Source organism: Phytomonospora sp. NPDC050363 (assembly GCF_040655735.1).
In the GTDB taxonomy this organism is placed as follows: Bacteria; Actinomycetota; Actinomycetes; order Mycobacteriales; family Micromonosporaceae; genus Phytomonospora.
The window spans coordinates 133,240-159,164 of record NZ_JBFAKK010000009.1 but is presented as its reverse complement, the minus strand read 5'-3'; the positions used below and the strand labels follow the sequence as shown (position 1 = coordinate 159,164).

Below are 25,925 nucleotides of genomic sequence, written 5' to 3'. Positions count from 1 at the left end.
CCGGGTCAGTCCTCCACGTCGTCGAAGCCGAAGTCGCCCGGCCCCATCGGGACCATCACCGTCGGCGGGCTGTCGGGCCGGTCGGCGACGGCGAACTTCACCCGGAAGGGATCGAAGCTGTAGGGGAGCGGCTGGTCGGGGCGCAGCTCCTGGGTGAGCAGCCGGAACCGGGACTGGCGCAGGCAGGCCGCCAGAGCCGTGGTGGCGATGAAGACACCGAGGTCCCCGCCCGGGCAGGCGGTCGGGCCGCGGCCGGTGGGCGACAGGCCCCAGTCGCCGTCCGAGCCGCCGTCGAGCCACTGCTGCGGGGTGAAGCGGTTGGCGGAGCGGCCCCGGTAGCCGGCCCGGCCGTGGTAGACCAGCGAGATCGAGACCTCGGCCTCGGCGGGGACGCGCACGCCGTCCCACTCGACGTCGCGGGTGACCACGCGGTTGAGGTCGCGCACGATCGGCCACAGCCGCGCGGCCTCCATGACGGTCGCCTTGAGGTGCGGCATGGCCAGCACCGAGGCGGCCGTCCCGGCGTCGTGGAAGCGGTCGGCGTCGGCGAGTTCCTCCTCGATGGCGGTGAGGAACCACGGGTGGGTCGACAGCAGCGCGAGGGTCCGCGCGATCAGCTGGGAGATGGTGTCGAAGGCCGCCATCCACTGCGCGACCTGCCCGGACGGGTGCACGCGGGCCTCGATGGGCAGGTCGGCGAAGCGCCCGACGAGGCTGCCGCCCTGGCCGACGTCGATGTAGCGGTGGACGCGGTCGTCGAAGCGGGCGCGCAGCGCGTGCATCCGGGAGCGCCGCCACACGCGCAGCCCGAGCCAGTTGCCTTCGCGGCGGAGCGTCTCCAGTAGTTCGGTGACCTCGACGTCCTCGGCGGCGACGTCGCCGAGGACGCAGCGGCGTCCGACGCGCTGGACACAGCGGCGCAGCGCACGCCAGCTCAGCGGCCGGCCGGTGGCGATCGGACCGGTGAGCAGCGCCTCGATCTCCTCGTTGACGACCATGGCGAAGCGCGCGGCCTCGCGATGGGCGTCGCGGCCCCAGTCGAGGACGACCTCGTTGAACTGGCGGCGGCTCTCGCGCAGCTCGCCGCCGGTGATGATGACCCCGTCGGGCTGGAAGTGGCCCATCATCCGCCGCTTGAGCGGGGTGGCCGGGGCGTAGAGCCGGTCGGAGCCCGACAGCACCCGCCGCATGTCCGAGCGGGACAGGACGAGCAGGGTCTCCCCGGTCGGGCCGGTCGTCCACACGGGCCGCCCGCCGTACTCGTCGTGGAGGCGGTCGAGCATGCGCACCAGGCGCCGGTCGGCCTGCAACTTCGTGAACAGGGCGTTCACGCGGGGCCGGGCGATCACCAGGCCTCGGCCGAGCGAGTTGGCGTTGTGCAGGAGCAGCAGCCGCACCTGGTCGAGTGTGGACACCTGCGGGAAGGTCGGGCCGGTCATCGCTTGCCTCCTGCGGGTCGGTTGCCTGAGTGGACGGACTGGACGGGGATGTCGATGAGCGTTGGCCCGTCCCTGCGCGCGGTGCACTCGCCGACCGTGGTCATCTTCCACACGCGCAACTGGTCGAGGACCAGATCGCGGATCGTGGACATGGCCTTCCTCCCTGGAATTTGCGCAGACCCTCCCATAATGGTCAACACCGGCCCCTGCCGCAGCCGTTTGGCGCGTCAGGGCCGGGGCATCGCGTGCCCCGGCCGAAAGTGGCGTCCGGCCCCTACTTGAGGTCGCCGGCGATCGCCGCGAGACCCGCGTTGGCGATGGCCTCGTCGATGTCACCGCTGGGCGCCCCGCCGACACCGATCCCCGCGATCGCCAGGTCGTCGACGGCCACCGGCACGCCGCCGGCGAGGAACAGGGTCCCGGGGATGTCGGAGATGTTGGGGGCGTCACCGGTCGCGCCCTCCGCGAGCCCGCTGGTCGCGCGCCCGAAGGAGACGGCGGTGAACGCCTTGCGCACGGCCGAGTCCTCCGTCTGCGGACCGGCCTCGTCGCCCGCGACGATCAGCCGCGTCGCACCGGAGCGGTCCACGATCGCGATCGTCACCCGCTGGCCCTGCTTCTCGGCCTCCTTCAAGGCGGCCTGCGCGGCCTTCATCGCCGTCTCGGCCGACAGCACGTCGGTCTCGGTGACCGCGTCGGCCTTCGGCTTCTTCGAGCTCGCCTCGACAGCGGTGGCGGTGGTGGCCGCCGGGCCGTCGACATTGGCGGTGGCCGTCGCGGCAAGGCCGCCGATGACGCTCAGGCCGAGAGCGGTCGCGGCGACGGTCTTGATGAGCAGGGGCTTCTTCACGAGGTTCTCCATCCGATCGGTTCCGGGTGTCTTGCCTCCCCAACACTGCGGACGCGGGCCGCCCGCGACGTCGGGCGCGGGCGTGAACCAGGCGCGTCGACAAGACGCACCCGCCTGTCATCCGATTGACCGACACGGACCCCGTGACGTGCGGATATGGTGCGGACATGCCCCGGGAGAAGCCGAAACTGCTCGACGTGGCCATGCACGCCGGGTTCTTCCTGCTGATGGCCGCCGGGGCCTCGCGCCTGCTCATCCGCCACTCCTTCGACCGCGCGATGGTCGTCGACCTGACGCTGGCCGCGATCACCGCCGTCGTCTACGCCACCGGGGTGTGGGGCTGGTCGCGCCTCGGCCGCGCCTGGTCGCTCGGGTGGCTCGCCGCCGTGCTGGTCTGCTGGCTCGCGCTGACCTGGCGCGCGCCCTCCTTCGCCGTCGTCGCCGTCCCGCTGCTGTTCCTCTGCCTGCGCCTGCTCTCCCCGCGCGCGACCGTCATCGTCGGCGCACTGCTGACCGTCGCGGTGATCGTCGCCCTGCTCGCCCTCAACGAGGTCGTCGACCCCAGCCTCGTGCTCGTGCCGATCGCGATCGCGGGCATGACTGTGGCGACCGTCCTCGACCTCAAGCGCACCCGCGGCGAACTGGCCGCCTCCCAGCACCGCACCGGCGTACTAGAAGAGCGCACCCGCCTGTCCCGCGAGATCCACGACACCCTCGCGCAGGGCCTGTCGGGGATCGTCCTGCTGCTCCAGAACGCCGAGCGGTCCTGGGGCACCGAGAAGGCGCGCGAGCACGTGCGCCTCGCCGAGGAGATGGCCGCCCGCAACCTCACCGAGGCGCGCGCCTTCGTCCGCGACCTCGGCGTGCCGGTTCCGCTGCTCGACGCGTTGCACTCGCTTGCCGCCGAGACCGGCGCGGTCGGCGGCCTTGAGGTGCGGGTGCACGCCGAAGGCGAGCTCGGCGACCTGCCCCCGGCGACCTCGGCGGTGCTGCTGCGGGTCGCGCAGGGGGCGCTGGCCAACGTCCGCGAGCACGCCGGGGCCCGCAACGCCGTGGTCACCGTCTCCCGCATCGGCGACCACGTCAACCTCGACGTCCGCGACGACGGCGCCGGCTTCGACCCCGACGCACCGGTCGGTGAACCCGGCCGCGGCTACGGCATCGCCGCGATGCGCGAACGCGCCGCGGCCCTCGACGGCTACCTCGCCGTGGAGACCGCGCCGGGCGACGGCACGGCCGTGTCGGTGTCGCTCCCGGTCCGTGGCAGGCAAGGAGCGGACGCGTGAAGGTCTACCTGGTCGACGACCACGCCGTCGTGCGGGCGGGGGTGAAGGCGCTGCTCGCCGGTGAGGACGGCATCGAGGTCGTCGGCGAGGCCGGTGACGCCGAGACCGCCTTGCGCGAGGCCGCCGTCGCCGCGCCCGACGTGGTGCTGATGGACTTGCAGCTCGGCGACGGCGTCGACGGCGTCGAGGCGACCCGGCGGCTGCGGGCGCTCGACCCGGCGCCGCAGGTACTGGTCTTGACCACCTACGACAGCGACGCCGACATCGCCCGCGCCATCGACGCCGGAGCGACCGGCTACCTGCTCAAGGCGGGGCCGCCCGAGGAGCTGTTCCGGGGTGTGCGCGCCGCCGCGCGAGGCGAGAGCGTGCTGTCACCGCAGGTCGCCTCCCGGATGATGCGGCGGATGCGCGACCCGCTGCCCTCACTGTCGCCGCGCGAGGTCGAGATCCTCGGCCTGCTGGCCGAGGGCGCCGGCAACCGCGAGATCGGCCGGCGGCTGTTCATCACCGAGGCGACGGTCAAGACGCACCTCCAGCGGATCTACACCAAGCTCGGCGTGGAGACCCGCACGGCGGCGGTGACCACGGCCGTCGAGCGCAAGTTCATCCGGATCCGGTGAGCGCCACCGGCCGGCGGTGAGGGACCCTACTGGGTCGCCAGGTGTGGCGGACCGGCCGCGAGTCCACGACTAGGCTCTCGGTGCGAAAAGAAGTTGGCAGGCCGCCGGCCGGTGCGTGACCGTGAACGCCACGGGAACCGCCGGAGTCCGGCGGCCCGGAAGGTCAGAAGGGGAGCACTCTTGCGTATCGCGCGTGTCGCCCATCCCAGGGGCATGTCGTTCGGGGTCGTCGAGGGCGAGAAGGCCGCCGACGGTGAGAAGAGCGGCCTGACCGTCGCCGAGATCGAAGGCCACCCCTTCGGGGACATCACCTTCACCGGCCAGCGCTGGGCACTGGCCGACGTGCGCCTGATGTCGCCGATCCTGCCGAGCAAGATCGTCTGCGTCGGACGCAACTACGCCGCCCACGCCGCCGAGCACGGCGCCGAGGTCCCGACCGAGCCGCTGCTGTTCCTCAAGCCGTCGACCTCGATCATCGGTCCCGACGACGCCATCCGCATCCCGCCGGTGTCCCAGCAGGTCGAGCACGAGGCGGAGCTGGCCATCGTCATCGGCGCGACCGGCGCCCGCCGGGTCAGCCGCGCCGGCGCGGCCCGCACGATCTTCGGCTACACCATCGCCAACGACGTCACCGCCCGCGACCTCCAGTCGAAGGACGGCCAGTGGACGCGCGCGAAGGGCTTCGACTCCTTCTGCCCGCTCGGCCCGTGGATCGACACCTCGGTCGACGTCGCCGACGTCGAGGTCCGCTGCGAGGTCAACGACGAGGTGCGCCAGCTCGGCCGCACCAAGGACATGGTCTTCGACCCGGCGACGCTCGTGTCGTACGTGTCGCACGTGATGACGCTGCTTCCCGGCGACGTCATCCTCACCGGCACCCCCGAAGGCGTCGAGCCGATGGTGGCCGGTGACAAGGTATCCGTGTCGATCGAGGGGATCGGCACGCTCACGAACCAGGTGATCGATCTTGACTGAAGTCCGCACCCGCTTCTGCCCGTCGCCGACGGGCGTCCCGCACGTCGGGCTGGCGCGTACCTGCCTGTACAACTGGGCGTACGCGCGCCACCACGGCGGCACCTTCGTGTTCCGCATCGAGGACACCGACGCCGCGCGCGACAGTCAGGAGTCCTACGAGCAACTCCTCGACGCGCTGCGCTGGCTCGGCTTCGACTGGGACGAGGGCCCCGAGGTCGGCGGCCCGCACGGCCCGTACCGGCAGAGCGAGCGCCGTGACATGCACCTCGACGTCGCCAAGCGCCTCCTTGAAGCCGGGCACGCCTACGAGGCCTTCTCGACGCCCGACGAGGTCGAGGCGCGCCACAAGGCCGCCGGCCGCGACCCGAAACTGGGTTACGACAACTTCGACCGCGACCTCACCGAGGAGCAGAAGGCCGCCTACCTCGCCGAGGGCCGCCGTCCGATCCTGCGCGTGCGGATGCCCGACGAGGACATCACCTTCACCGACCTCATCCGCGGCGACGTCACCTACCGCGCCGGCATGGTCCCCGACTTCGCGATCACCCGCGCCGACGGCACCCCGCTGTACACGCTGGTCAACCCGGTCGACGACGCCACGATGCGCATCACGCACATCATCCGCGGCGAGGACCTGCTGTCGTCGACCCCGCGCCAGATCGCGCTGTACCGCGCGCTGATCGACATCGGCGTCGCCGAGTTCGTGCCGACCTTCGCGCACGCGCCGCTCGTCGTCGACGAGTCCCGCAAGAAGATGTCGAAGCGCGACCCGCGCTCGGACCTGCTCGCCTACCGCGACAAGGGCTACCTGCCCGAGGGCATCGTGAACTACATCGCGCTGCTGGGCTGGTCGATCGGCCACGACCGCGACGTGTTCACCAAGGACGAGCTGGTCGCCGCCTTCGACATCGGCGACGTCAACAGCAACCCGTCGCGTTTCGACGAGAAGAAGATGGACGCCATCAACGGCACCCACATCCGGATGCTCGCGCCCGAGGACCTCGCCGCCCGCATCCTGCCGTTCCTCCAGCGGTTCGGCCTGCTCGGCGACGAGCCGACCGAGGAGCAGCTGCGGGTCCTGGCGGTGGCCACGCCGCTGGTGCAGGAGCGCACCGGCACGCTCGTGCAGGGCGCGGAGATGATGCGCTTCCTGTTCGCCGGCGAGAACTTCGCCATCGACCCCGACAGCGCGGCGAAGAACTTCAAGGACGACGCGCCGCAGATCCTCGACGCCTCCATCACCGCCCTCGAAGCGCTGCCGGAGTTCACCACCGACGCGATCGAGGCGACCCTCAAGGCCACCCTCATCGACGACATGGGCATCAAGCCCCGCAAGGCCTTCGGGCCGCTGCGCGTCGCCGCCACGGGCAAGGCGGTCTCACCGCCGCTGTACGAGTCGATGGAACTCCTGGGCCGCGAGGTGACCCTGGAGCGGCTGCGGGCGGCTCGCGCCACACTCTAGGGCCTGCGTCGAGCGTAGGCAGAACGGCAAGAGAGCAAACGGCACGACAGTGGGGCCCGTCCGGGTAGCCGGACGGGCCTTTCGGTGTCCATGAACCTTGGCCCGGACACCGTACTGTCGGACGGGTGACGACACCGACACAGCCGCCACCGCCGTCGTCCGGGGTGCGGTTCTGGACGATCCTGGCCGCTTTAGCCCCACCTGCCCTCGTTGGTGCGGGGTTTTCCACGACCGTGCAGTCGCACCCGTTCCCCAGCGTGCTGATCCTCACCGCCTACTTCGCGATCCTCTTCGTGACGAAGGTGCTCAAGCGGGTGGTCGAGCCGGCGATCGAGGAGTGGATCAACCGGTCGGCCCACGCCTTCTACGGTGTCGCCTGGCGGTACAAGGCGCGTTACCTGGAAAGGCTCAAGGTGAGCCTGCGCTACGTCCAGTTGCTCGGCGTGAAGACGTCGACCCAGTACGCGGTCCAACTGCCCGACGTCTACGTCGATCTGAGCCTGCGGCGCCGGGCCGCGGCCGGCTCGACTGTCGGGCGCATCGACAAGAGCGAACGCCTTTCGCCCGACGCGTTCATCGACGCCCACGACAGCGGAGTCTTCGTCATTGTCGGGGGACCGGGCTCGGGCAAGACCACGCTGCTGCGCGTTAAGGCGCTGCGCCTGGCGTCGAACCCGAGGCGCAGGTCGCGCCTGCCGATCATCCTCGAACTCAGGCAGCACGCTAAATCCATCATCGAGCAGGGTGACAAGACCATCGCCACACTCGCCGCCGCACTGGACTGGCTGCACGGTTCGCACTCCGCGGCATGGTTCGACCGCAAGCTCCAGCGCGGTGAATGCCTGGTGATGCTTGACGGTCTCGACGAGGTCGCCGACGAGGCCGACCGGCGCAAAGTCGTCGACTGGGTGCGAGGTCAGACCCACCTGTACCCGCGCAACATGTTCCTGGTGACGTCGCGCCCGCACGGCTATCGGGCCAACCGGCTCGACAACGCCGACGAGCTCGAGGTTCGGCGGTTCACCTCCGAGCAGATTCGCGTTTTCGTGCACAACTGGTACCGCGTCAAATGGACCCAGCGCACCGGACTATCGGACGCCTCGGTTCTCGAGCACGCTGCAGAGGAGGCCGAAGACCTCATCGAGCGGCTGCGAAAGACCCCAGCGCTGTTCAGGCTCGCCGAGAACCCGCTGCTGCTGACGATGATCACCAACGTCCACATCATCATCAAGGTCCTGCCCGGCAGCCGCGCGGCCCTCTACGAGGAGATCTGCGAGATGCTCCTGCACCGGCGCCAGGAGGCCAAGTCGATCAGAGGCGGCGACGAGGGCCTGACACCGGAGCAGAAGTTCCAGGTGTGCCAGACCCTGGCGAGCTACATGATGCTCCACCGGGTCCGCGACCTCCCGATCGGCGAGGCCCAGCAGGTCGTCCGCGACGTACTGGCCTCCGCTTCGACCCGGGTGACCCCCGAGGACTTCCTCGCGGAGGCGGAGAACAACGGCCTGCTCGTCCAGCCGGCCGAAGGGCAGTACGCCTTCGCGCACCTGACCTTTCAGGAGTACCTGGCGGCCATGGCCTTCCGCGAGACCGACGGAACCGAGGCGCTCGCCGCCCTGATCGACGAGAGCTGGTGGTACGAGACGACCCTGCTGTGGGCGGCGGGCGCCGACGCGACCAGGGTCGTGGAGGCGTGCATCGCCAAGGGCACCGCGCAGGCCCTTCGGCTGGCCCTGGCCTGTGCCTCCGAGGCGCGCGGCATCGAACGCCAGACCCGGGTGAAGCTGGAGCGGATGCAGCGCGACGCCGCCGGTGAGGACGACCTGTCGCGACGCCAGACCCTCATCGGCGCCCAGGTCGGGCACACCCTCAGCGACCTCGTCTGGCTGAGCAGCGAGACCGTCTTCAGCGCCAAGCCGGTCAGCAACGAGGTCTTCGGCTTCTTCCTGCGTGATCTGAACTTGCACCGCAGGGGCCCCGACTCACCGGCCGCAGACGAGGCAGGGCCCGCGCTGGGCATGTGGGACAACGACGCCGTCCGCTTCATCGCCTGGGTCAACCGGCTGCCGGGCGTCGATGGTCCCTACCGGCTTCCCACCGAAGGCGAACTCTGCGAGAGTCCCCTGGAGGAGATCGCGGGAATCGCCGGTCGCGCCATCTGGATGCAAGGGGAGACCTCGCCACTGCTCTATTACACGCCGGACGCACCCGTCGAGGAAGCGCACCTCGGCGTCCTGGAGCGTGTTCGCGTCCAGGTGGACGGCTTCATCGAGTCCCTGCGCAAACAGGTCAGGCCAATCCAGGTGCGCACCCTGCTGGATGTCTGCGAACTGGCCGCTAAGAGAGCCGCAGCCCCACCCGGGTACGACCACCTGACCGTGGTCACGAAGCTCTTGGGACACCTCCGGCTAGCCCAGGTCATCGCCCCCAGCTCACGCATGGCCAAGGCGATCGGAGCGCTCCAGTCCGTCCGGGCGAAGCTGCGCCAGGCCGAGATCGAGCAGGCCGCCACCTCCCGGCGCGGAGCTTCGGCGCTCGCCCCCGACGTCCAGGAGGACTATCGCCGGCAGATGACCGACGAGCGCAGGCGCGCTCTCGTCCGGGAACTGCAGCGGCGGCCCCGGCGTCTGCTGTTCGTCAACAACAGGACCGACCGGGTGGAGGCCGCGGTCGCGGGCAACCTCGTGTCGGCCATGGATCTGGCCGAGGCGGAGATCGCAGGGCTCATCCCGAGGCTGGAGCGTTCCATCGCCCGCCTGCGGCTCTTCGCCGGCAAGACCTCCGGGGAGGATCCCCATGCGTTCCTGAGCAGTCCCGCCGATCAGCTCGACGCTCTGGTGGACGGATCCCTGCAGGCGCTGTACGTCCAAGCGCAGTCGGCGCCCGGGGGAATCGGCTCGATGGTCCGGGCGGTGCTCTACGGCCTCTGGCGGACGGCCCGGGCGACCGACAAGCGGTCACCGAAGTGGGGAGACGTCGAGGCGATCGGCAAGGACTTGCTGGCCGCCGCCGCCGGCGTCCCCCGGCAGGCACCGGGTTCGCCCGGCTCCTTTCGCCCGGGCGCGATACCCGACGCCTTGGAGCTGCTCCTCAAAGGCCTGACCGCGAGACTCGCCGAGCGCTCCACGGACGGCGAGGACTGGCGCACGGGCGTGCTGCGGATTGTCCAGGACGTGCGCACGACGCTGACACCGATGCTGCTGGGGGAGGTCGCGATCGACGTGGAGAGGATCGCTTTCGCTCGCCTGGAACTCGGGCTGATCTCGCTGACCAGGATCGCCGAGGACTACGTACCCGTGCTTCACGACATCAACTACACCCTTGCCCGCATCGAGCAGCGGGAGCTGTCGGAGGCCTGGCCCCCGTCCGAGGTCCTCCTCCTCGTCCGCGCCTAACCCGCCGCCGCGCTCAATCCCAGCCCCGCCAGCGTCTCCACCAGCCGTGCCGTCTCCGCGCCGATGAACTCCCCGAAGGCCTCGCCCTCCAGGTAGGCGTCGGCCCACCCGTAGCGCTCCAGCGCCGCCCGCCACTGCGGCGAACCGTGCAGCCGCGACACCAGCCCCGTCAGCTCCGCGACCTCCTCGGCCGACAGTCCCGGTGGCGCCACGATCCCGCGCCAGTTGGTGAAGACCACGTCGATGCCCGACTCGCGCAGCGTCGGCGCGTCGAGGCCGGGCGCGCGTTCCTCACCGGTCACCGCCAGCACCCTCAGCTGCCCCGAACGGACCTGCTGGGGATACTCGCTCACACCCGAGACGCCGAAGGCGACCTGCCCACTGAGGATCGCCGCCAGCAGGTCCCCGCCGCCGTCGTAGCGCTGGTAGTCGACGTCGGCGGGCTCCAGCCCGAGTTCATCGGCGACGAGCATGGGCGCGAGGTGGTCCGGCCCGCCGAGGGAGGACCCACCGCCGACGGCGACGGCCGCCGGATCGGCCCGCCACGCGGCGATCAGGCCGGCGAGGTCGCGAAAGGGCGAGTCGGCGCGGACGACGATGATCCCCGGCTCGGCGATCAACCGCGCGATCGGCGTGGCGTCGGCCAGCGACACCGGCGCCTGCGAGGTGTGCTCACTGCCGACCACGCCCAGGCCCATGAGCATCAGCAGGTCGGCGTTGCCCCGCTCGTACATCAGCCGCCGCAACCCGACCGTCCCACCACCGCCGGGCAGATTGAAGACCTCGACGTCGCGGTCGATCCCGGCGTCGCCCATGGCCCGCGCGGCCGTCCGCGCGGTCACGTCGTAACCACTGCCGGGCGGGTTCGGCACCATGATCCGCAACTCCGCCGACTCGGGCTCACCGGCCGCGCAACCGCTCAGGACCAGCACCGCCGCCAAGGCCGCGCACAGCATTCGCCGCACCGCGCACCTCCGCGTAGTCTCCAAACCCATCGCCTGTGCGCCAGGTCACCAGCGTCCCACCGGAGGAGGAAGACTACCGTGCGCCGCAGCCTCACCCTCGCCGGTCAGCTCCTCCTGCTTCAGCTCGGCATCGTCCTGCTGGTCGTCTCCGCCGTCGCCGCGGTGTCCCTCGCCGAGTCCGACGCCGACTTCCGCACCCAGGAGGGCGCGCGCCTGCGCTCGGTCGGCGAGAACCTCGCCGTCAACAGCACCGTCCGCCTCAGCCTGGGCACCGGCAGCGAATCCGAGGCGCTCGCCGCCGCCGCCGAGAGCGCCCGCGCGGTGTCCGGCGCGGCCTACGTCGTCGTCACCGACGCGAGCGGGAAACTCCTCACGGGACCCGACGCCGGCCGCCCCGCCGGCCTCGGCGGCAGCGACGCCCTCGCCGGCCGCTCCTGGATCGGCGTCATCGACGACGGCTCGGCCTTCCTCGTCGCCCACGTCCCCGTCCTGGACGCCGAACGCGGCGACCTCCTCGGCCTCGTCATCGTCGGCCACAATTACCCCACCCTGCCCGAGCGTTTCCTGTCGGCCGGCTCGGACCTGCTCACCTACCTCGCCATCGGCGCCGCCCTCGGCGTCCTCGGCTCGCTCCTGCTCGCCCGGCGCGTCAAACGCCAGACCCTCGGCCTCGAACCCGTCGAGATCACCGGGCTCGTCGAACACCGAGAGGCCATGCTGCACGGCATCCGCGAAGGCGTCGTCGGCACCGACACCGCCGACCGCGTCACCCTCATCAACGACGAGGCCGCCCGCCTCCTCGGCCTCCCCGAAGGCAAGACCGGCGGCAGCCTCCACCAGCAACCCATGGACCCCCACCTCCGCGACGTCCTCACCGGCAAGGTCACCGGTGCCGACCGCGTCGTCCTGTCCGGCGACCGGGTCGTCGTCCTCAACCGGCAGCCCGTCCTCGTCCGCGGGCGCCGCGTCGGCTCGGTCACCACCCTGCGCGACCGCACCGAGCTCACCGCCCTGCGCCGTGAACTCGACCGCAGCCGCCACACCACCGACACCCTGCGCGCACAGGCCCACGAGTTCGCCAACCGCCTCCACACCATCGCCGGACTCGTCGAACTCGGCGAGCACGACGAGGTCATCGGCTACATCACCCGCCTGAGCCAGGTCCAGGAGGAACTCAACCGGGACGTCACCCGGCTCATCCGCGACCCCTCCTTGGCCGCCCTGTTCATCGCCAAGGCCAGCGTCGCCGCCGAACAGGGCGCCGAGCTCGCCCTCGCCCCCGACAGCGACCTGCCGCCCCTGGAGGACCGCCACGCCGTCGACGTCGGCACCGTCCTGGGAAACCTCGTCGACAACGCCCTCGCCGCCATCGGCCCCAACGGGCGCGTCGAGGTCTCGGTGCGCACCGACGGCCAGGGCGCCGTCCACGCCACCGTCACCGACTCCGGCCCCGGCGTCCCCACGGAACTCGCCGAGGAGGTCTTCCGCCAGGGCTACACGACCAAACCGGCCACCGACGGCCGCCACGGCCTCGGTCTCGCCCTCACCAGACTGATCTGCACCCAGCGCGGAGGCGACGTGAGCGTGTCCGGATCGGTGTTCACCGCCCGCATCCCGCACTCGGAGACGGGAGAACGGCGATGATCCGCGTCCTGATCGTCGACGACGACTTCATGGTCGCCAAGGTCCACCGCGGCTTCGTGTCCCGCGTCCCCGGATTCGAGGTCGTCGGCCTCGCCCACAACGGGGCCGACGCGCTCGCCGAGATCGAGCGGCTGACGCCCGACCTGGTCCTGCTCGACATCTACCTGCCCGACTTCACCGGTCTGGAAGTGCTGCGGCGCCTGCGCGATGGGAAGGTCGCCGTCGACGTGCTCATCGTGACCGCCGCCCGCGACGTGGAGACCGTGCGCGAGGCGATGCGCGGCGGGGTCGTCCACTACCTGATCAAGCCGTTCACCTTCGACAGCATGCGCGAGCGGCTGGAGCGCTACGCCGTGGCGCACCAGGGGCTCGCCGCCGACGGCGACATCGGCCAGGACGACGTCGACCGGCTCTTCGTCGCGATGCGCCCGGCCCGCGTCGAGCTGCCCAAGGGCCTCAACGCCGATACCGCCGACCTGGTGGGGACCGCGCTGCGCAAAGCCGACGATGACCTCTCAGCGGCCGAATGCGCGGGTCTGGCGGGGCTTTCGCGGGTGGCGACGCGGCGGTACCTGGAGCACTTCGTCGCCGAGGGGAAGGCCGCGGTGCGGTTGCGCTACGGCTCGGCGGGACGGCCGGAGCGAAGGTACCGGTGGACGGCGAGGCATTGAGGGGGCCGGGTCGGGCACCGTTGCCGGTGAGCCCGTACGGGATCGGCCCGCGACCCTCGTGCTGCCGCCCCGGTTGACGCCTTCGGCCGAGTCGATCCGCGACGCCGCGACTCGGCGCGGTCTGGCGTGCACCGACGGGTCGAGACTCCCCGGGGGCGACGCGCTCGACCCGGCGACGCCGGTGCTGGTCAGCGGGATCGTCGACTTCACCGCCGAGTACCGGCTGCACGTTCTCGACGGGGAGGTGCGCGGCGCGTGCAGGCACGCCGAGAACGGCCGTCTCGCCCTGGCCGAGGCCGACGCCTCCGCGCGGGCCGCGCTGTCGCCGCACGACCGCGCTTTCGCGCGGCCCGACGGCGGGTCCTGAGGGCCGGTGCGTAAACGACGCGATGCCCGGCTTCAGGTGAGTCCACGGCACGTCCACGGCTGGACCATCCGGTGGGCGGCGACGGTCTCCGTGCCCCAAGGCGGCAGCGCATGACGCCGCCCCGGGACCGAACCCGGGGCGGCGCCCTCTCGTGAAGCCGCCTAGTCGTCCTCGCCGAAGGCGAACCGCTCGGCACTGCGCCCGCGCATCCCGGCGATCAGGCGCGGCAGGTACGGCAGCACGACGGCGATCGCCGCCAGCGCGAGCAGCGCGACGGTCAGCGGCCGCGTGTAGAACACCGACATGTCCCCGTTGGAGACCGTCAGGGCCCGCCGGAACTGGAGCTCCATCATGGGTCCGAGGATCACGCCGAGGATGACCGGCGCGATCGGGAACTCGTAGCGGCGCATGAAGAACCCGAGGACGCCGACGCCGTAGGCGATCAGCACCTGGTCGACGCTGCCCGACACCGCGTAGACGCCGAGCGTGGCGAAGACCAGGATCCCGGCGTAGAGCGAGGGCCGGGGGATCTTCAGGACCATGATCCAGACGCGGATCAGGGGCAGGTTCAGCACCAGCAGCATGAGGTTGCCGATGTAGAGCGAGGCGATCAGCGCCCACACCAGCGTCGAGGAGTTCTCGAACAGCTGCGGGCCGGGCTGGATGTCGAAGCCCTGGAAGGACGCGAGCATCACCGCCGCGGTCGCCGAGGTCGGGATGCCCAGGGTCAGCAGCGGGATGAGCACACCCGAGAAGGCGGCGTTGTTGGCCGCCTCGGGACCGGCGACGCCCTCGATGGCGCCCTTGCCGAACTCCGCCTTGTTCTTGCTGCGGTGCTTTTCGTAGGTGTAGGACAGGAAGGTCGGGATGTCGGCGCCGCCGGCCGGCAGTGCCCCGAAGGGGAAGCCGACGGCGGTCCCGCGCAGCCACGGCCGCCACGAGCGAGACCAGTCCCGGCGCGACATCCAGCCCTTGCCGGTCGGGCCGAGCGGCGCGACGGTCTCGGGCAGCCGGCCCAGCCGGGCGGCGATGTGCAGGGTCTCCCCGACGGCGAAGAGCCCGACGATGACGATCACGATGTCGATGCCCTCGAACAGCTGCATCGAGTCCCACGTGAAGCGCGCCTGCCCGGTGAGCTGGTCGAGTCCGATGAGCCCGATGAACAGGCCCAGCGACAGCGAGATCAGGCCCCGCACGAGCGAGCGGCCGACCAGAGCGGTCACCGACACCATGGCGAGCACGGCGAGCGCGAAGTAGTCCGAGGCGCGGAAGGTGACCGCCAGGGACGCCACGGGTTCGGCGAACAGCGTCAGCCCGATCGTGGAGATCGTGCCGGCCACGAAGGAGCCGATCGCGGCGGTCGCCAGGGCGGCCTTCGCGCGACCCCGCCGGGCCATCTGGTGCCCCTCGATGGCCGAGGCGACCGAGGCCGACTCCCCGGGGGTGTTGAGCAGGATCGAGGTCGTCGATCCGCCGTACATGGCGCCGTAGTAGATCCCGGCGAACATGATGAACGCGCCGGTGGGGCTGTCCAGGCTGAAGGTGATCGGCAGGAGCAGCGCGATGGTGAGCGCCGGGCCGATGCCGGGCAGGACCCCGACGAAGGTGCCGACGGTGACGCCGATGGCGGCGTAGAGCAGGTTCTCCGGCGAAAGGACGGTGGCGAAGCCGCCGAGGAGGTCGGACACGAGGTTCACAGCGGGAGCACCCCCTCGGGCAGGAAGATGTCGAGCAGGCGGGTGAAGGCCAGGTACACGCCCAGGGCGAGGACCACGGCGACGATGATGTCGCGGATCCACTTGCGGCTGCCCAGGACACGGCTGGCGCCGAGGTAGAACGCGGCCGTCGACAGCACGAACCCGGCGTGCTCCAGAAGGAGCACGTAGGCGACGAGGAGGACCGCGACGAGGGTCGGGGTGCGCCAGTCGATGGGGTCGTGGACGGTGTCGGACGCGGTGTGCTCATCCTCGGTGTCCACATGGCCGTCCGGCGGGCCCGGGACGGGGTAGTCGGCGGTGGGGGAGACCAGCTGCCGCACGAAGTAGATGGCGGAGAACAGCACCCACATGCCCGTCACGATGAGCGGTGCCAGGCGAGGGCTGATGATCGTCAGCTCGTCGTCGCCGATCGCCCGGTAGGCCTCCCAGAGCAGGTACAGGCCGGTCAGGAGCAGGACGCCGCCGACGATGCGCGGGCCGACCGGCGTCCGCGCGGGTTTCGGCCCGGGGCCGGGCGCGTCCACCTCGGACGCGCCCGGCCCCGGTTCGGGGGTCGTTTCGGACATCAGCCGGCCAGGCCGATGTCGTTCAGGACGCCGGTGATCCGCTCGGTCTCGGAGGCGAAGTAGGCGGTGGCGTCGTCGCCGCTCTTGTAGAAGTCGCTCCAGCCCTGGTCGGCGAGGGTCGCCTGCCACTGCGTCGAGGCGTGCAGCTTGTCGATGAGGGCGATGACGGCCTCACGCTCGTCGTCGTCGATCCCGGGGGGAGCCACGATGCCGCGCCAGTTCATGAGCTCGACGTCGTAGCCGGCCTCCTTGATGGTGGGCGCGGTCTTGCCGTCGCCGGCGTCGACGCCGGTCGCGCCGGACACCGCGAGAGCCCGGACCTTGCCCGCGGCGACGAGGTCGGCGTACTCGCTGACGCTGGAGACCGCGGCGGTCAGGTCGCCCGACAGCAGGGCGGCCTTCGACTCGCCGCCGCCGGAGTAGGGCAGGTACTTCATGGCGCGCGGGTCGGCGCCGGCGGCTTTGGCGAGCAGCCCGACGAGGATCTGGTCGGTGCCGCCGGCCGAGCCGCCGCCCCAGTTGATGGCGTCGGGGGTGGCCTTGGCGGCGTCCATGAGCTGCTGGAGGTTCTCGTACGGCGAGTCGGCCGGGACGACGACGACCTCCTGCTCGGCGGTCAAAGTCGCGATGGGCGTGACCTGCGTGAGGTTCACCGGCGACTTGTTGGTGACCACGCCGCCGATCATGACCAGACCGGTGACCATGAGCTGGTGCGGGTCGCCCTCGTTCTTGGTGACCAGCTGCGCGAGCCCGAGCGTTCCGGCGGCGCCCTCGACGTTGTAGACCTCGACGGCGCTCTTGACGAGGCCGGAGTCGGTGAGACCCTGCTGGAGCGTGCGCGCGGTGAGGTCCCAGCCGCCGCCCGCGGCGGCCGGCGCCATGATCTGCAGCGTGTCGCTGGGGTACGACGAATCTCCGCCGTCGCCGCCCTTGCCGCAGGCGGAGGCGGTGGCGGCGAGCAGCGACGCGCAGGCCAGGGCCAGCCCGCGAGTGAGCACCCGCCGCCTGCCAAAGGTGTGTGACACGACTTCTCCCTCGGTCGTTTCCCGGCCGTTGCGGCGGGGCTACGAAACGATGCTCGCGGGAGCGGTGACGGTGGTCACCGTTGTGGTCGTGGAAATAGTTGTGGTCGTTGTGGTCCGCCGGCCTTCGGGGTGAACGGCGGTGAATACGAGAGAGGCCCACCTGATGCGTCAGGTGGGCCTCTCCGTAACCCCGTCCGTCTCAACCTCGGGCGGGGTGGGTGAAGGTGGCGCCGGACTTAATGTGAGTCGTCGCCGAACCCTTCACATGATGCAGCTGTTGATTTGTACCCCCGAGCGGATTCGAACCGCCGTTACCGCCTTGAGAGGGCGGCGTCCTAGGCCACTAGACGACGGGGGCTTGTGGAACAACCTGCGCAAGCTTACAGGTGCCCACCGGGTCCCGCGCAAGGGGATATCGGTGTGACGTTATCGCAGGTGGGGAGGCGTGCGGACGGCCCGCCTCCCGGGTCGGCTACTTCCCGTGCCGGCGGCGCTCGCCGGACTTTTCGAGGCCCGCGGCGGTGAGTTTGAAGGCCGCGACCGCGAAGAGCTTCGTCACCTTGTCGCCGAGGCCGGTGTGGTGCGGGCGGCTTCGGATGAGGACGTCGGCCGGCCGGTCGACGCGGACGGTGCTGTGTTTCCTGATACCCACTGTCGGAGTCCTCTGCATGTCGTCCGGGGAGGCTGTGGTGGGGATGGGTGTTCCCATCGGTCGGTTCCTCACGTTCGCGTGAACGTGACATCCGCCTGCGTGTTCTTCCTGCTCACCGCGTCGCGGTATCTTGTGAGCTGTGTCACAGAATCGAAAGATATCACGCGGTTCTCGGGTGGGCAAGGTCACTGATCCGGTACGGGTAGTGACGGGTGGGTGTCGGGTCTTCCCGGCACCGACGCGAGACGGCCGTGCCGTTCGCGCGGTGTTCATGTCACCGAAGGTAAGTTGCCGACCTGTCAACGACCATCGAATGATCGTGCACAGTGGACGGCTGATCATGCCGCCGGACTCGGCGATTTCGCTTATTCGTGTGCCGTGTCGGCCGCGGAAAGCGCGTCGGATCCGGCCGAACGGCTTTGCCGGGGTAATGGGGCCGGCGACGCGTCAATGGGCGGGCCGAAAATGGGCGGCGTCAACGAGAAAAGCCCGGACCGAAGTCCGGGCTTTCTGCGTGGTACCCCCGAGCGGATTCGAACCGCCGTTACCGCCTTGAGAGGGCGGCGTCCTAGGCCACTAGACGACGGGGGCCTCTGGAACAACCTGCGTAAGTCTACAGGCGGCCTTCGCGCCGGTTCGGCGGGGTGGCCGCCGGGTCGAGGGGCGCAGAGTCCGTGCACGTGGCGGGCCTGTCGAGGGCCGGATCACCGCGACGGCAAGGGGATCAGCGGCGCGAAAGCCGATGGCGCGGAAGCGATGCCGGGCAAAACAAAATCCCCCGGCGAGTGGCCGGAGGATCGCTTTACGCTGGGGTACCAGGACTCGAACCTAGAACAACTGAACCAGAATCAGCCGTGTTGCCAATTACACCATACCCCAATAGCGCGTCGTCAGTTCTCGTTCGGCGCACCGGAGAACACTGTACCGGAGGGCGCCGGGAAGCTCCAAAGCGGTATTGCCCCTACAGTCCGGACAGGCGCTGACCTGCGCGGATGACGGCCATGGCGTGACGTTCACCGGGGCGGCGGCCGAAACGCTCTATCGGGCCGGACACCGAGATGGCGGCGATGACCCGGCCGGTGCGGTCGCGGACCGGAGCCGAGACGGAGGCGACCCCGGCCTCGCGCTCGGCGACACTCTGCGCCCACCCGCGACGGCGGACCTCGGCGAGAGTGCGGCCGGTGAACTTGCAGCGCGGCAGCAGCGGCAGCACGGCCTCGGCGGGCTCCCACGCGAGCAGGATCTGCGCGGCAGAGCCGGCCGACATGGGAAGCACCGACCCGATCGGGACGGTGTCGCGCAGGCCGCTGGACCGCTCGGACGCCGCGACGCACACGCGCTCGTCGGCGCGGCGGCGGTAGAGCTGGGCGCTCTCGCCGGTCTGGTCGCGAAGAACGGTCAGCACGGGCTCGGCCGCGGTGAGGAGCACGTCGGGTGTGGCGTTCGACAGTTCGCCGAGTCGTGGGCCTGGGTGCCAGCGGCCGCGCGGGTCGCGGACCAGCATCCGGTGCGCCTCGAGCGCCTGGGCGAGCCGGTGCGCCGTGGCGCGGGGCAACCCGGTGTGCTCGACGAGGTCGGCGAGGCTCGCACCGTCCACGCACGCGGTCAGGATGAGAACGGCCTTGTCGAGGACCCCGACGCCGCTGATATTGTTTCCCACGACCCGAAACATACATCCCAAATCCCGGGATGTCCAGATGATGGGAGCAGTGATGTCGGACAAGCCGCGCACGCTCGCGGAAAAACTGTGGGACGCGCACCTGGTGCGCGCCGGAGTCGATGAGCCCGACCTGCTCTACATCGACCTCCACCTCGTCCACGAGGTCACCAGCCCTCAGGCCTTCGACGGCCTGCGCGCGGCGGGGCGGCCGGTGCGGCGCACCGACCTCACCATCGCCACCGAGGACCACAACACCCCAACGGACAACCTGTTCACCATCGTCGACCCGGTCTCGCAGACCCAGCTGGAGACGCTGCGCAAGAACTGCGCGGACTTCGGCGTGCGCCTGCATCCCCTCGGCGACGACGAGCAGGGCGTCGTCCACGTCGTCGGACCCCAGCTGGGGCTCACGCAGCCCGGCATGACCGTCGTGTGCGGCGACTCGCACACCTCGACGCACGGCGCCTTCGGCGCGCTCGCCTTCGGCATCGGCACCAGCGAGGTCGAGCACGTCCTGGCGACCCAGACGCTTCCGCAGGTCCGCCCGAAGACGATGGCGGTCACCGTCAACGGGGTGCTGCCCGAGGGCGTGAGCGCCAAGGACCTGATCCTGGCCGTCATCGCCCGCGCGGGCACCGGCGGCGGCATCGGTCACGTCGTCGAATACCGCGGTGAGGCGATCCGCGCGCTGTCGATGGAAGGCCGGATGACGGTCTGCAACATGTCCATCGAGTGGGGCGCCAAGGCCGGCCTCATCGCCCCCGACGAGACCACCTTCGCCTACCTCAAGGGCCGCGCGCACGCCCCCGAGGGCGAGGCCTGGGACGAGGCCGTCGAGTACTGGCGGACCCTCCCGACCGACGAGGACGCCGTCTTCGACGCCGAGATCGTCGTCGACGCCGCCGAACTGGCGCCCTTCGTCACCTGGGGCACCAACCCCGGGCAGGGCGTGCCGCTGAGCGCGGCCGTCCCCGATCCGTCCTCCTACGCCGATCCGGTGCAGCGAGGCGCCGCCGAGCGCGCCCTGGAGTACATGGACCTCAAGCCGGGCACCGCGATGCGCGACGTGGACGTCGACGTCGTGTTCGTCGGTTCGTGCACCAACGGCCGGATCGAGGACCTGCGCAACGCCGCCGAGGTCATGCGCGGCCGCAAGGTCGCCGACGGCGTCACGATGATGATCGTGCCGGGCTCGGCGAAAGTGCGCGCTCAGGCCGAAAGCGAGGGCCTCGACGAGGTCTTCCGCGCCGCCGGCGCCGACTGGCGCTTCGCCGGCTGCTCGATGTGTCTGGGCATGAACCCCGACAAGCTCGCGCCCGGCGCGCGTTCGGCCTCGACGTCGAACCGCAACTTCGAAGGGCGGCAGGGACCGGGCGGGCGCACGCATCTGGTGTCACCTCAGGTCGCCGCCGCGACCGCCGTCGCCGGACGCTTCGCCGCGCCCGCCGACCTGGCCTAGGAAGGAGCTCGGACATGGACAAGTTCACCGTGCACACGGGTACGGCGGCGCCGCTGCGTCGTTCCAACGTGGACACCGACCAGATCATCCCCGCCGAGTACCTCAAGCGGGTCAGCCGCACGGGATTCGCCGACGGCCTGTTCAAGGCCTGGCGCGACGATCCGGCCTTCGTGCTCAACCAGGCCGCCTACGCCGGGGCGACGATCCTGGTGACCGGCACCGAGTTCGGCGTCGGATCGTCCCGTGAACATGCCGTGTGGGCGCTTCAGGACCAGGGATTTCGGGCGATCGTGGCGCCTCGCTTCGGCGACATCTTCCGCGGTAACTCCCTCAAGGGCGGCCTGCTGCCCGTCGAACTGCCCACCGAGGCCGTCGAATGGCTGTGGGACGCGCTCGAAGCGGACCCGGAACTGGCCGTCACCGTGGATCTGGAGGCGCGCGAAGTGCGCGCCGGGGAGCGTTCCTGGTCCTTCCCGCTCGACGATTTCAGTCGCTGGCGGCTGCTCGAAGGACTCGACGACATCGGCCTGACCCTGCGCTACGAAGCCGACATCACCGCCTTCGAAGGAACGCGGCCGCAGCGCTTGCCGCGGACTCAAACGGTTTGACCGTGGGCACTCGCGGGCCGCCGATCGGTGGCCGAGAGTGCGCTCCGCGATCACTTTCCGGCCCTCTCGGATCGTCCTTGTGACCCTCCGAGAGGGCCGAGTTCACGCCTGGTGAACGATTTTTCCTTGCGACACAACGACTTTCCTGCCGAAATAGTTGAATTTGGACGCAATGCGGCATACCGTTCGCCCATACGGTCCGTAAGGACCACCGAACATTCCGGGAGGGAAAGTCGTGAACAAGGCCGAGCTTGTCGAGGTGCTCACAGGCCGCTTGGGGGACCGCAAAAGTGCCCAGGCAGCGCTCGACGCGGTGCTGGACGAGATCCAGCGCGCGGTGTCCAAGGGGGACAAAGTCTCTGTCGCCGGCTTCGGCGTCTTCGAGAAGCGGGCCCGCGCGGCCCGCATGGCCCGCAACCCGCGTACGGGTGAAGCGGTGAAGGTCAAGAAGACGTCGGTTCCGGCGTTCCGTCCCGGTCAGGGCTTCAAGGATCTCGTGTCCGGTGTGACGAAGCCGGCTCCGGCGGCCAAGGCCTCGGCCAGGTCCGCGACGAAGTCGGCCGCCAAGTCGACCGCGAAGTCCGCGACCAAGGCCGCCACCAAGAAGACGGCCGCCGCCAAGTCGGCCAAGGCGACGAAGGCGACGGCGAAGAAGACGGCGGCCAAGAAGAGCACCGCCAAGAAGACCGCGGCGAAGAAGACCACCGCGCCGGCCACCAGGGCCGCCACCCGCAAGACGGCGACCAAGGCCTCCGGTGCGGCGAAGAAGACCGTGAAGGCCGCCAGCAAGTCGGCGACGAAGAAGGCCACCACGACCAAGGCCGTGGCGGCGAAGAAGAGCACGAAGAAGGCCGCGAAGAAGAAGTAGCGATGCGAGGCAATGCGCCGCCGGAGCCATCCACCACTTGGCTCCGGCGGTTTTTTGTGCGCGCGGTGTCGTGCGGGCGGGGGCGGCCCTGTCCGACAGCACCCCGCAACGCCAGCCCGCAACGCCACCCCGCGCTTCGAGGGAAACGGTGCCTCTGGGCGGGGAACGGGGGGATGGGATGGGAATGGGACGCGAGGCTGAGGGCCGAAGCGGCCTGAAGGTGGCCGCTCGCGATGGCGTTGCGGCGCCGAGTCGTATGACGAGTCGGGTGCTGCGCGGCCGCTGGCTGCGACGATCCCAGGCCCGGGCGGGGATCGGCGCTGTTGGGCGGGGACGGCCCCTGAGCAGCCCTGAGCGTCGCCGCTTGCGGCGATGGTGGTGGCGGGAGCCGAAAACCGCGTTCGCGCGGGTGAACGGGCATCTGAGCGGCGGAGATCGCCGCTTCTCACCGCAGGACGGCTTCCGAACCGGGGAACGGTGCTGTGCCGCGGCAACGAACGCCCACGGCTGGAGGTCTTCTCCCCGCACGACTTCCACTCGGTCCACCTCCGGCAGGCCGGTGCGTCCCGGATAGCGGGCCACCCGAACGGTGTTGCGTTGCAGGCGTCTTTCGAGCCGCCGAGCCGCCCCTTACAGGCGGGAAACCCTGCGCCGCTTCGGCATCGCCCGGTGCGTCGCCCGCATCCTGGGCGCGGCACGGATTTCGGGTTCCGCCGCTCGTACGCAGAACTTCCGCGCGGAACCTCCACTCGCAAGCCAGGCGAGTGCGACGTCCGGGTTCAGGACTTCCCAGGCGGGAAACCCACCTTCGGCGATCCGTCCCAGGGCCCTAGGTACGACACGGCCCGGTGACCAGCGCGGGGCGACACGGTCGGTGCCCGGGTACGGATCGCAAGAGGGCCCGGCGCCGCGTGGTCCGCCGGAATTGCAGCTATTCGAAAGGCAAAGTAAGGAGTAAATAGCCGACGTGCATTTCCCAGCCCCATCCGCCCCCCATGGCGGCATTCCGCGTCTTCGTCGGGCGGATGGCTCGGCCGCACGGCTGTCCGGCTCGCACCTGCGACCTGGCGGCATCCACCTCACCCGAGGGCTCTGCCGCCGCTTCCCGCCAACGACATTCCGCGTCCGAGCGAGGCGGAAAGCCCTCCGACTCTCGGCCACCCCGACTAACCCGACCGCCCCGACAACTCCTCCGCCTTTCCGCGAAACCCCTCCCGCAACCGCGAGCGCAGGGCATGATGCTGCTTGCGCCGGTCGAGCGATAGACCGGCTCACACTCGCTGAATGGGGGAGTCGCTTCGAGCGCGCCCGGCCCATTGCCGACGCGATATCCGCATCGGGCGCCATCGTCGCGCCGTCCGGCGATCGCCATTCGCCCGGATCCGGTCGCTCGGCGAGGTTCACCGGCCAATGTGGCTCCCGGCCGTTCTTCCCGGGAAGAATTCGCGCTCGGAACCGGTGCTTTCGCCGCAATTCCATCGCGAATGGCACTAACGGCCCGATCGCCGCGTTCGTCGTGATCGTCAACGATCACCCCAAAGGCACCCAGCGGCACACCGGGGCGAGCCCAGCGGCATACCGTCAGGCCCGATCGCGTGCGGCCAAAGCGAAGGAGCCCGCCGCCGGCCGCCCTACCAGCCGCCTACCAGCCCGACGTCCGCAGGAAGTCGGCGAAGAACAACCCCATCCCCAGTGCCGCGCTGACCCCGGCCAGCAGCCAGAAGCGGATGACGATCGTCGCCTCGCTCCATCCGGCCATCTCGAAGTGGTGATGCAGTGGCGCCATGCGGAACACGCGCTTGCCCGTCGTCTTCCACGACACGTACTGGATGATCCGCGACATCGTGATCAGCACGAACAGCGCGCCGATCACGGGCAGGAGCGCGATGGTGTGCGTCGCGACCGACATGCCCGCCATGAGGCAGCCGAGGCCGAGCGAGCCGACGTCGCCCATGATGATCTTCGCCGGTGACGTGTTCCACCACAGGAACCCGACCAGCGCTCCCACGACGGCTCCGGCGACCAGCGCGACCTCCAGCGGGTCGCGGACGGGGTAGCAGGAGTCGAGCTTGGGGGCTTCGGCGCACCAGTGGCGGTACTGCCAGTACGCGATCGCCAGGTAGGCGAGGAAGGCGATGGCGACCGAGCCGCCGGCGAGCCCGTCGAGCCCGTCGGTGAGGTTCACCGCGTTGGAGGCGCCCAGGATCAGGGCGGCGAAGACCAGCACGGAGGCGATCTTCCCGATGTGCAGCCAGTCGATCTGGCGCACCACGGACAGGAACTCGCTGCCGACGGTGAAGCCCTCGGGGCTGGGGAAGTACAGGGCGATGGTCCCGAAGCCGATGCCGATGATCAGCTGCCCGAGCAGCTTCCACCGTCCGGCCAGGCCGCCGGTGTTCTTCTTCGAGACCTTCAGGTAGTCGTCGAGCCAGCCGACGAAGCCGCCGCTGACCAGCAGGCCGAGCAGGACGAGGCCGGTGATGGTCGGCAGGTGGGGGCGGCCTTCCAGCGGCAGGAGGGCGACGTGCCCGATCCCGTAGGCGAGGACCGTCGCGGCGATGAAGCCGATACCGCCCATCGTGGGCGTGCCCTGCTTCACCTGGTGGGCCGCGATGCCCAGCTCGCGCATCGGCTGGCTGGCCTTGCGGCGCAGGAAGCGGATGAGCAGCGGTGTCAGGAACAGGGAGATCACGAAGGCGGTGAGAGCGCCTACGATGACGGACCTCATCGGGGTGCGACCTCCTTGGTTGGGGCTGTCTCGCCCGCAGACCATACAGAGGCGGGGAACACTCCCTAGAGGCGGTGGGCGCTAACGAGAGCCGGTCCGTGGAAACCCAGCACCCATCCCTCACCGGTGCCCGTGTGCACGCTGGGGACGGCCAACCCGGCGGTGTCGGCGAGCAACGCAAGGGAGTCGGCGATCACCGGGAGTTGGCTGCACACGACCGTCGCGGAACCCGACGCGCCGAGCTCGGCGAGGCGCGCGGCGGCCCGTTCGGGATTGCGGAAGTGGCCCTCGGCGTCGAAGACCGAGTCGCCTTCCAGCTTCAGGCCCAGCGCCTCCGCCAGCGGCTCCACCGTCTTGACACAGCGCAGCGGTGAGGCCGCGACGACCCGGGTCGGCTGGAACAGCGCCAGCAGCGGCAGCAGGTGCCCGACCTGCGCCGTCCCCTTCGTCTCCAGCGGCCTGGCGACGTCGGGCCCGTCGAAGGCGACCGGGGAGGCCGCCTTGGCGTGGCGCAGCAGCACCACGGTGCCGGTGACGACGGGCATCGCCGCGAAGGCGTCGAGCGCGGTGAAGTCTCGCGGGCGGCTGCACAGCTCGCGCGCCTCCTCGACCGACACCCAGCGGCACTCGGCGATCTCGCTGTTGGGCACGAACTCGGCGCCGGGGTTCAGCGCGCGCATGGCCCAGTAGTCGACGGTCTTGTGCAGGTCGCGGCCCGGATTGGGCAGCGTGTAGGACGCCGTGGTCAGGAACGGCCCGGGAACCCCGGCGACCCCGGTCTCCTCCTCGACCTCCCGGCAGGCCGCCGCGAGGGGATGCTCTCCGGGGGAGAGCTTCCCCTTCGGCAGCGACCAGTTCTCGCAACCGGGCCGGTACACCAGCGCCAGGCGCACACCGTCCTCAGTGGAGTCCCACAGGACTCCGCCGGCCGCTCGCACCCGGTCCACGTCGTTCGTCAACGCCATGG

The 25,925-nt window shown here is 70.5% G+C and carries 22 protein-coding genes and 3 tRNA genes; 11 read left to right on the top strand and 14 right to left on the bottom strand.

Features of this window, described 5'->3' with window-relative positions; translation table 11 throughout:
• Positions 1 to 5: 5 nt before the first annotated feature.
• The 3 genes from AB0I28_RS24430 to AB0I28_RS24420 all read right to left on the bottom strand — a co-directional run bounded on the left by AB0I28_RS24430 (position 6) and on the right by AB0I28_RS24420 (position 2,289).
• The gene (locus AB0I28_RS24430; protein ID WP_357496913.1) at positions 6 to 1,439 is read right to left on the bottom strand and encodes a cytochrome P450; all 1,434 of its coding nucleotides are present in this window, start codon (positions 1,437 to 1,439) and stop codon (positions 6 to 8) included.
• Entirely contained in the window at positions 1,436 to 1,591 is a 156-nt protein-coding gene (locus AB0I28_RS24425; protein WP_357496911.1) for a hypothetical protein, read from the bottom strand. The genes AB0I28_RS24430 and AB0I28_RS24425 overlap by 4 nt, the downstream gene beginning before the upstream one ends.
• Positions 1,592 to 1,713: 122 nt before the next feature.
• Positions 1,714 to 2,289 carry a heme-binding protein gene (locus tag AB0I28_RS24420; RefSeq protein WP_357496909.1) on the bottom strand — a complete coding sequence of 192 codons (576 nt, stop codon included), beginning with the start codon at positions 2,287 to 2,289 and terminating at the stop codon, positions 1,714 to 1,716.
• 167 nt (positions 2,290 to 2,456) lie between these two features.
• Between AB0I28_RS24420 and AB0I28_RS24415 the strand changes: the two genes are divergently transcribed.
• From AB0I28_RS24415 to AB0I28_RS24395, 5 genes are all read left to right on the top strand, one after another.
• Positions 2,457 to 3,575: a sensor histidine kinase gene (locus AB0I28_RS24415; RefSeq protein ID WP_357496907.1), complete on the top strand. Its 1,119-nt coding sequence runs from the start codon at positions 2,457 to 2,459 to the stop codon at positions 3,573 to 3,575.
• The gene (locus tag AB0I28_RS24410) at positions 3,572 to 4,195 is read left to right on the top strand and encodes a response regulator transcription factor (RefSeq protein WP_357496905.1); all 624 of its coding nucleotides are present in this window, start codon (positions 3,572 to 3,574) and stop codon (positions 4,193 to 4,195) included. Before AB0I28_RS24415 ends, AB0I28_RS24410 begins: the two co-directional genes overlap by 4 nt.
• 180 nt (positions 4,196 to 4,375) lie before the next feature.
• Positions 4,376 to 5,170 (top strand): fumarylacetoacetate hydrolase family protein, encoded by a 795-nt coding sequence (locus AB0I28_RS24405; protein WP_357496903.1) that lies wholly within the window; start codon positions 4,376 to 4,378, stop codon positions 5,168 to 5,170.
• A complete protein-coding gene (gene gltX, locus AB0I28_RS24400; protein WP_357496901.1) occupies positions 5,163 to 6,632 on the top strand; it encodes a glutamate--tRNA ligase in 1,470 nt (489 codons plus the stop codon). The genes AB0I28_RS24405 and gltX overlap by 8 nt, the downstream gene beginning before the upstream one ends.
• A 233-nt stretch (positions 6,633 to 6,865) precedes the next feature.
• Positions 6,866 to 10,027 (top strand): NACHT domain-containing protein, encoded by a 3,162-nt coding sequence (locus AB0I28_RS24395; RefSeq protein WP_357496899.1) that lies wholly within the window; start codon positions 6,866 to 6,868, stop codon positions 10,025 to 10,027.
• Here AB0I28_RS24395 and AB0I28_RS24390 read toward each other — a convergent pair.
• Positions 10,024 to 10,983 (bottom strand): tripartite tricarboxylate transporter substrate-binding protein, encoded by a 960-nt coding sequence (locus AB0I28_RS24390; protein WP_357497255.1) that lies wholly within the window; start codon positions 10,981 to 10,983, stop codon positions 10,024 to 10,026. The two genes, AB0I28_RS24395 and AB0I28_RS24390, sit on opposite strands and share 4 nt — an antisense overlap.
• A gap of 87 nt (positions 10,984 to 11,070) precedes the next feature.
• Between AB0I28_RS24390 and AB0I28_RS24385 the strand changes: the two genes are divergently transcribed.
• The 3 genes from AB0I28_RS24385 (at position 11,071) to AB0I28_RS24375 (ending at position 13,674) form a co-directional block, all read left to right on the top strand.
• Positions 11,071 to 12,636: an ATP-binding protein gene (locus AB0I28_RS24385; protein WP_357496897.1), complete on the top strand. Its 1,566-nt coding sequence runs from the start codon at positions 11,071 to 11,073 to the stop codon at positions 12,634 to 12,636.
• On the top strand, positions 12,633 to 13,307 hold the full coding sequence (locus AB0I28_RS24380; protein WP_357496895.1) for a response regulator: 675 nt from the start codon (positions 12,633 to 12,635) through the stop codon (positions 13,305 to 13,307). The genes AB0I28_RS24385 and AB0I28_RS24380 overlap by 4 nt, the downstream gene beginning before the upstream one ends.
• A gap of 73 nt (positions 13,308 to 13,380) precedes the next feature.
• Positions 13,381 to 13,674, top strand: coding sequence for an ATP-grasp domain-containing protein (locus AB0I28_RS24375; protein WP_357496893.1), 294 nt, complete (start codon positions 13,381 to 13,383; stop codon positions 13,672 to 13,674).
• Positions 13,675 to 13,835: 161 nt separating this feature from the next.
• Here the strand turns inward: AB0I28_RS24375 and AB0I28_RS24370 are convergent, their stop codons facing one another.
• The 8 genes from AB0I28_RS24370 to AB0I28_RS24335 all read right to left on the bottom strand — a co-directional run bounded on the left by AB0I28_RS24370 (position 13,836) and on the right by AB0I28_RS24335 (position 19,283).
• Positions 13,836 to 15,371 carry a tripartite tricarboxylate transporter permease gene (locus AB0I28_RS24370; protein WP_357496891.1) on the bottom strand — a complete coding sequence of 512 codons (1,536 nt, stop codon included), beginning with the start codon at positions 15,369 to 15,371 and terminating at the stop codon, positions 13,836 to 13,838.
• Positions 15,368 to 15,958, bottom strand: coding sequence for a tripartite tricarboxylate transporter TctB family protein (locus AB0I28_RS24365; RefSeq protein WP_357496889.1), 591 nt, complete (start codon positions 15,956 to 15,958; stop codon positions 15,368 to 15,370). The genes AB0I28_RS24370 and AB0I28_RS24365 overlap by 4 nt, the downstream gene beginning before the upstream one ends.
• Entirely contained in the window at positions 15,958 to 16,983 is a 1,026-nt protein-coding gene (locus AB0I28_RS24360) for a tripartite tricarboxylate transporter substrate binding protein (protein ID WP_357496887.1), read from the bottom strand. Before AB0I28_RS24360 ends, AB0I28_RS24365 begins: the two co-directional genes overlap by 1 nt.
• A 285-nt stretch (positions 16,984 to 17,268) precedes the next feature.
• Positions 17,269 to 17,341, bottom strand: a tRNA-Glu gene (locus tag AB0I28_RS24355).
• A 114-nt stretch (positions 17,342 to 17,455) separates the two neighbouring features.
• Positions 17,456 to 17,635, bottom strand: a complete 180-nt coding sequence (locus AB0I28_RS24350; RefSeq protein ID WP_357496885.1) for a hypothetical protein — start codon at positions 17,633 to 17,635, stop codon at positions 17,456 to 17,458.
• Positions 17,636 to 18,150: 515 nt separating this feature from the next.
• Positions 18,151 to 18,226 (bottom strand) — tRNA-Glu (locus AB0I28_RS24345).
• Positions 18,227 to 18,442: 216 nt separating this feature from the next.
• Positions 18,443 to 18,514: transfer RNA gene (locus AB0I28_RS24340), tRNA-Gln, on the bottom strand.
• Between the two features lie 82 nt (positions 18,515 to 18,596).
• The gene (locus AB0I28_RS24335) at positions 18,597 to 19,283 is read right to left on the bottom strand and encodes an IclR family transcriptional regulator (protein WP_184787907.1); all 687 of its coding nucleotides are present in this window, start codon (positions 19,281 to 19,283) and stop codon (positions 18,597 to 18,599) included.
• A 49-nt stretch (positions 19,284 to 19,332) separates the two neighbouring features.
• Between AB0I28_RS24335 and leuC the strand changes: the two genes are divergently transcribed.
• From leuC to AB0I28_RS24320, 3 genes are all read left to right on the top strand, one after another.
• The gene (leuC, locus tag AB0I28_RS24330) at positions 19,333 to 20,754 is read left to right on the top strand and encodes a 3-isopropylmalate dehydratase large subunit (RefSeq protein ID WP_357496883.1); all 1,422 of its coding nucleotides are present in this window, start codon (positions 19,333 to 19,335) and stop codon (positions 20,752 to 20,754) included.
• A gap of 14 nt (positions 20,755 to 20,768) precedes the next feature.
• Complete coding sequence (gene leuD / locus AB0I28_RS24325) at positions 20,769 to 21,362, top strand: 3-isopropylmalate dehydratase small subunit (RefSeq protein ID WP_357496881.1); 594 nt, start codon at positions 20,769 to 20,771, stop codon at positions 21,360 to 21,362.
• A 235-nt stretch (positions 21,363 to 21,597) separates the two neighbouring features.
• Positions 21,598 to 22,230 carry an HU family DNA-binding protein gene (locus tag AB0I28_RS24320; protein WP_357496879.1) on the top strand — a complete coding sequence of 211 codons (633 nt, stop codon included), beginning with the start codon at positions 21,598 to 21,600 and terminating at the stop codon, positions 22,228 to 22,230.
• Between the two features lie 1,642 nt (positions 22,231 to 23,872).
• Here the strand turns inward: AB0I28_RS24320 and mraY are convergent.
• A complete protein-coding gene (mraY, locus tag AB0I28_RS24315) occupies positions 23,873 to 24,958 on the bottom strand; it encodes a phospho-N-acetylmuramoyl-pentapeptide-transferase (RefSeq protein WP_357496877.1) in 1,086 nt (361 codons plus the stop codon).
• 65 nt (positions 24,959 to 25,023) lie between these two features.
• Complete coding sequence (locus AB0I28_RS24310; protein ID WP_357496875.1) at positions 25,024 to 25,923, bottom strand: NUDIX domain-containing protein; 900 nt, start codon at positions 25,921 to 25,923, stop codon at positions 25,024 to 25,026.
• Between the last annotated feature and the right edge of the window lie 2 nt (positions 25,924 to 25,925).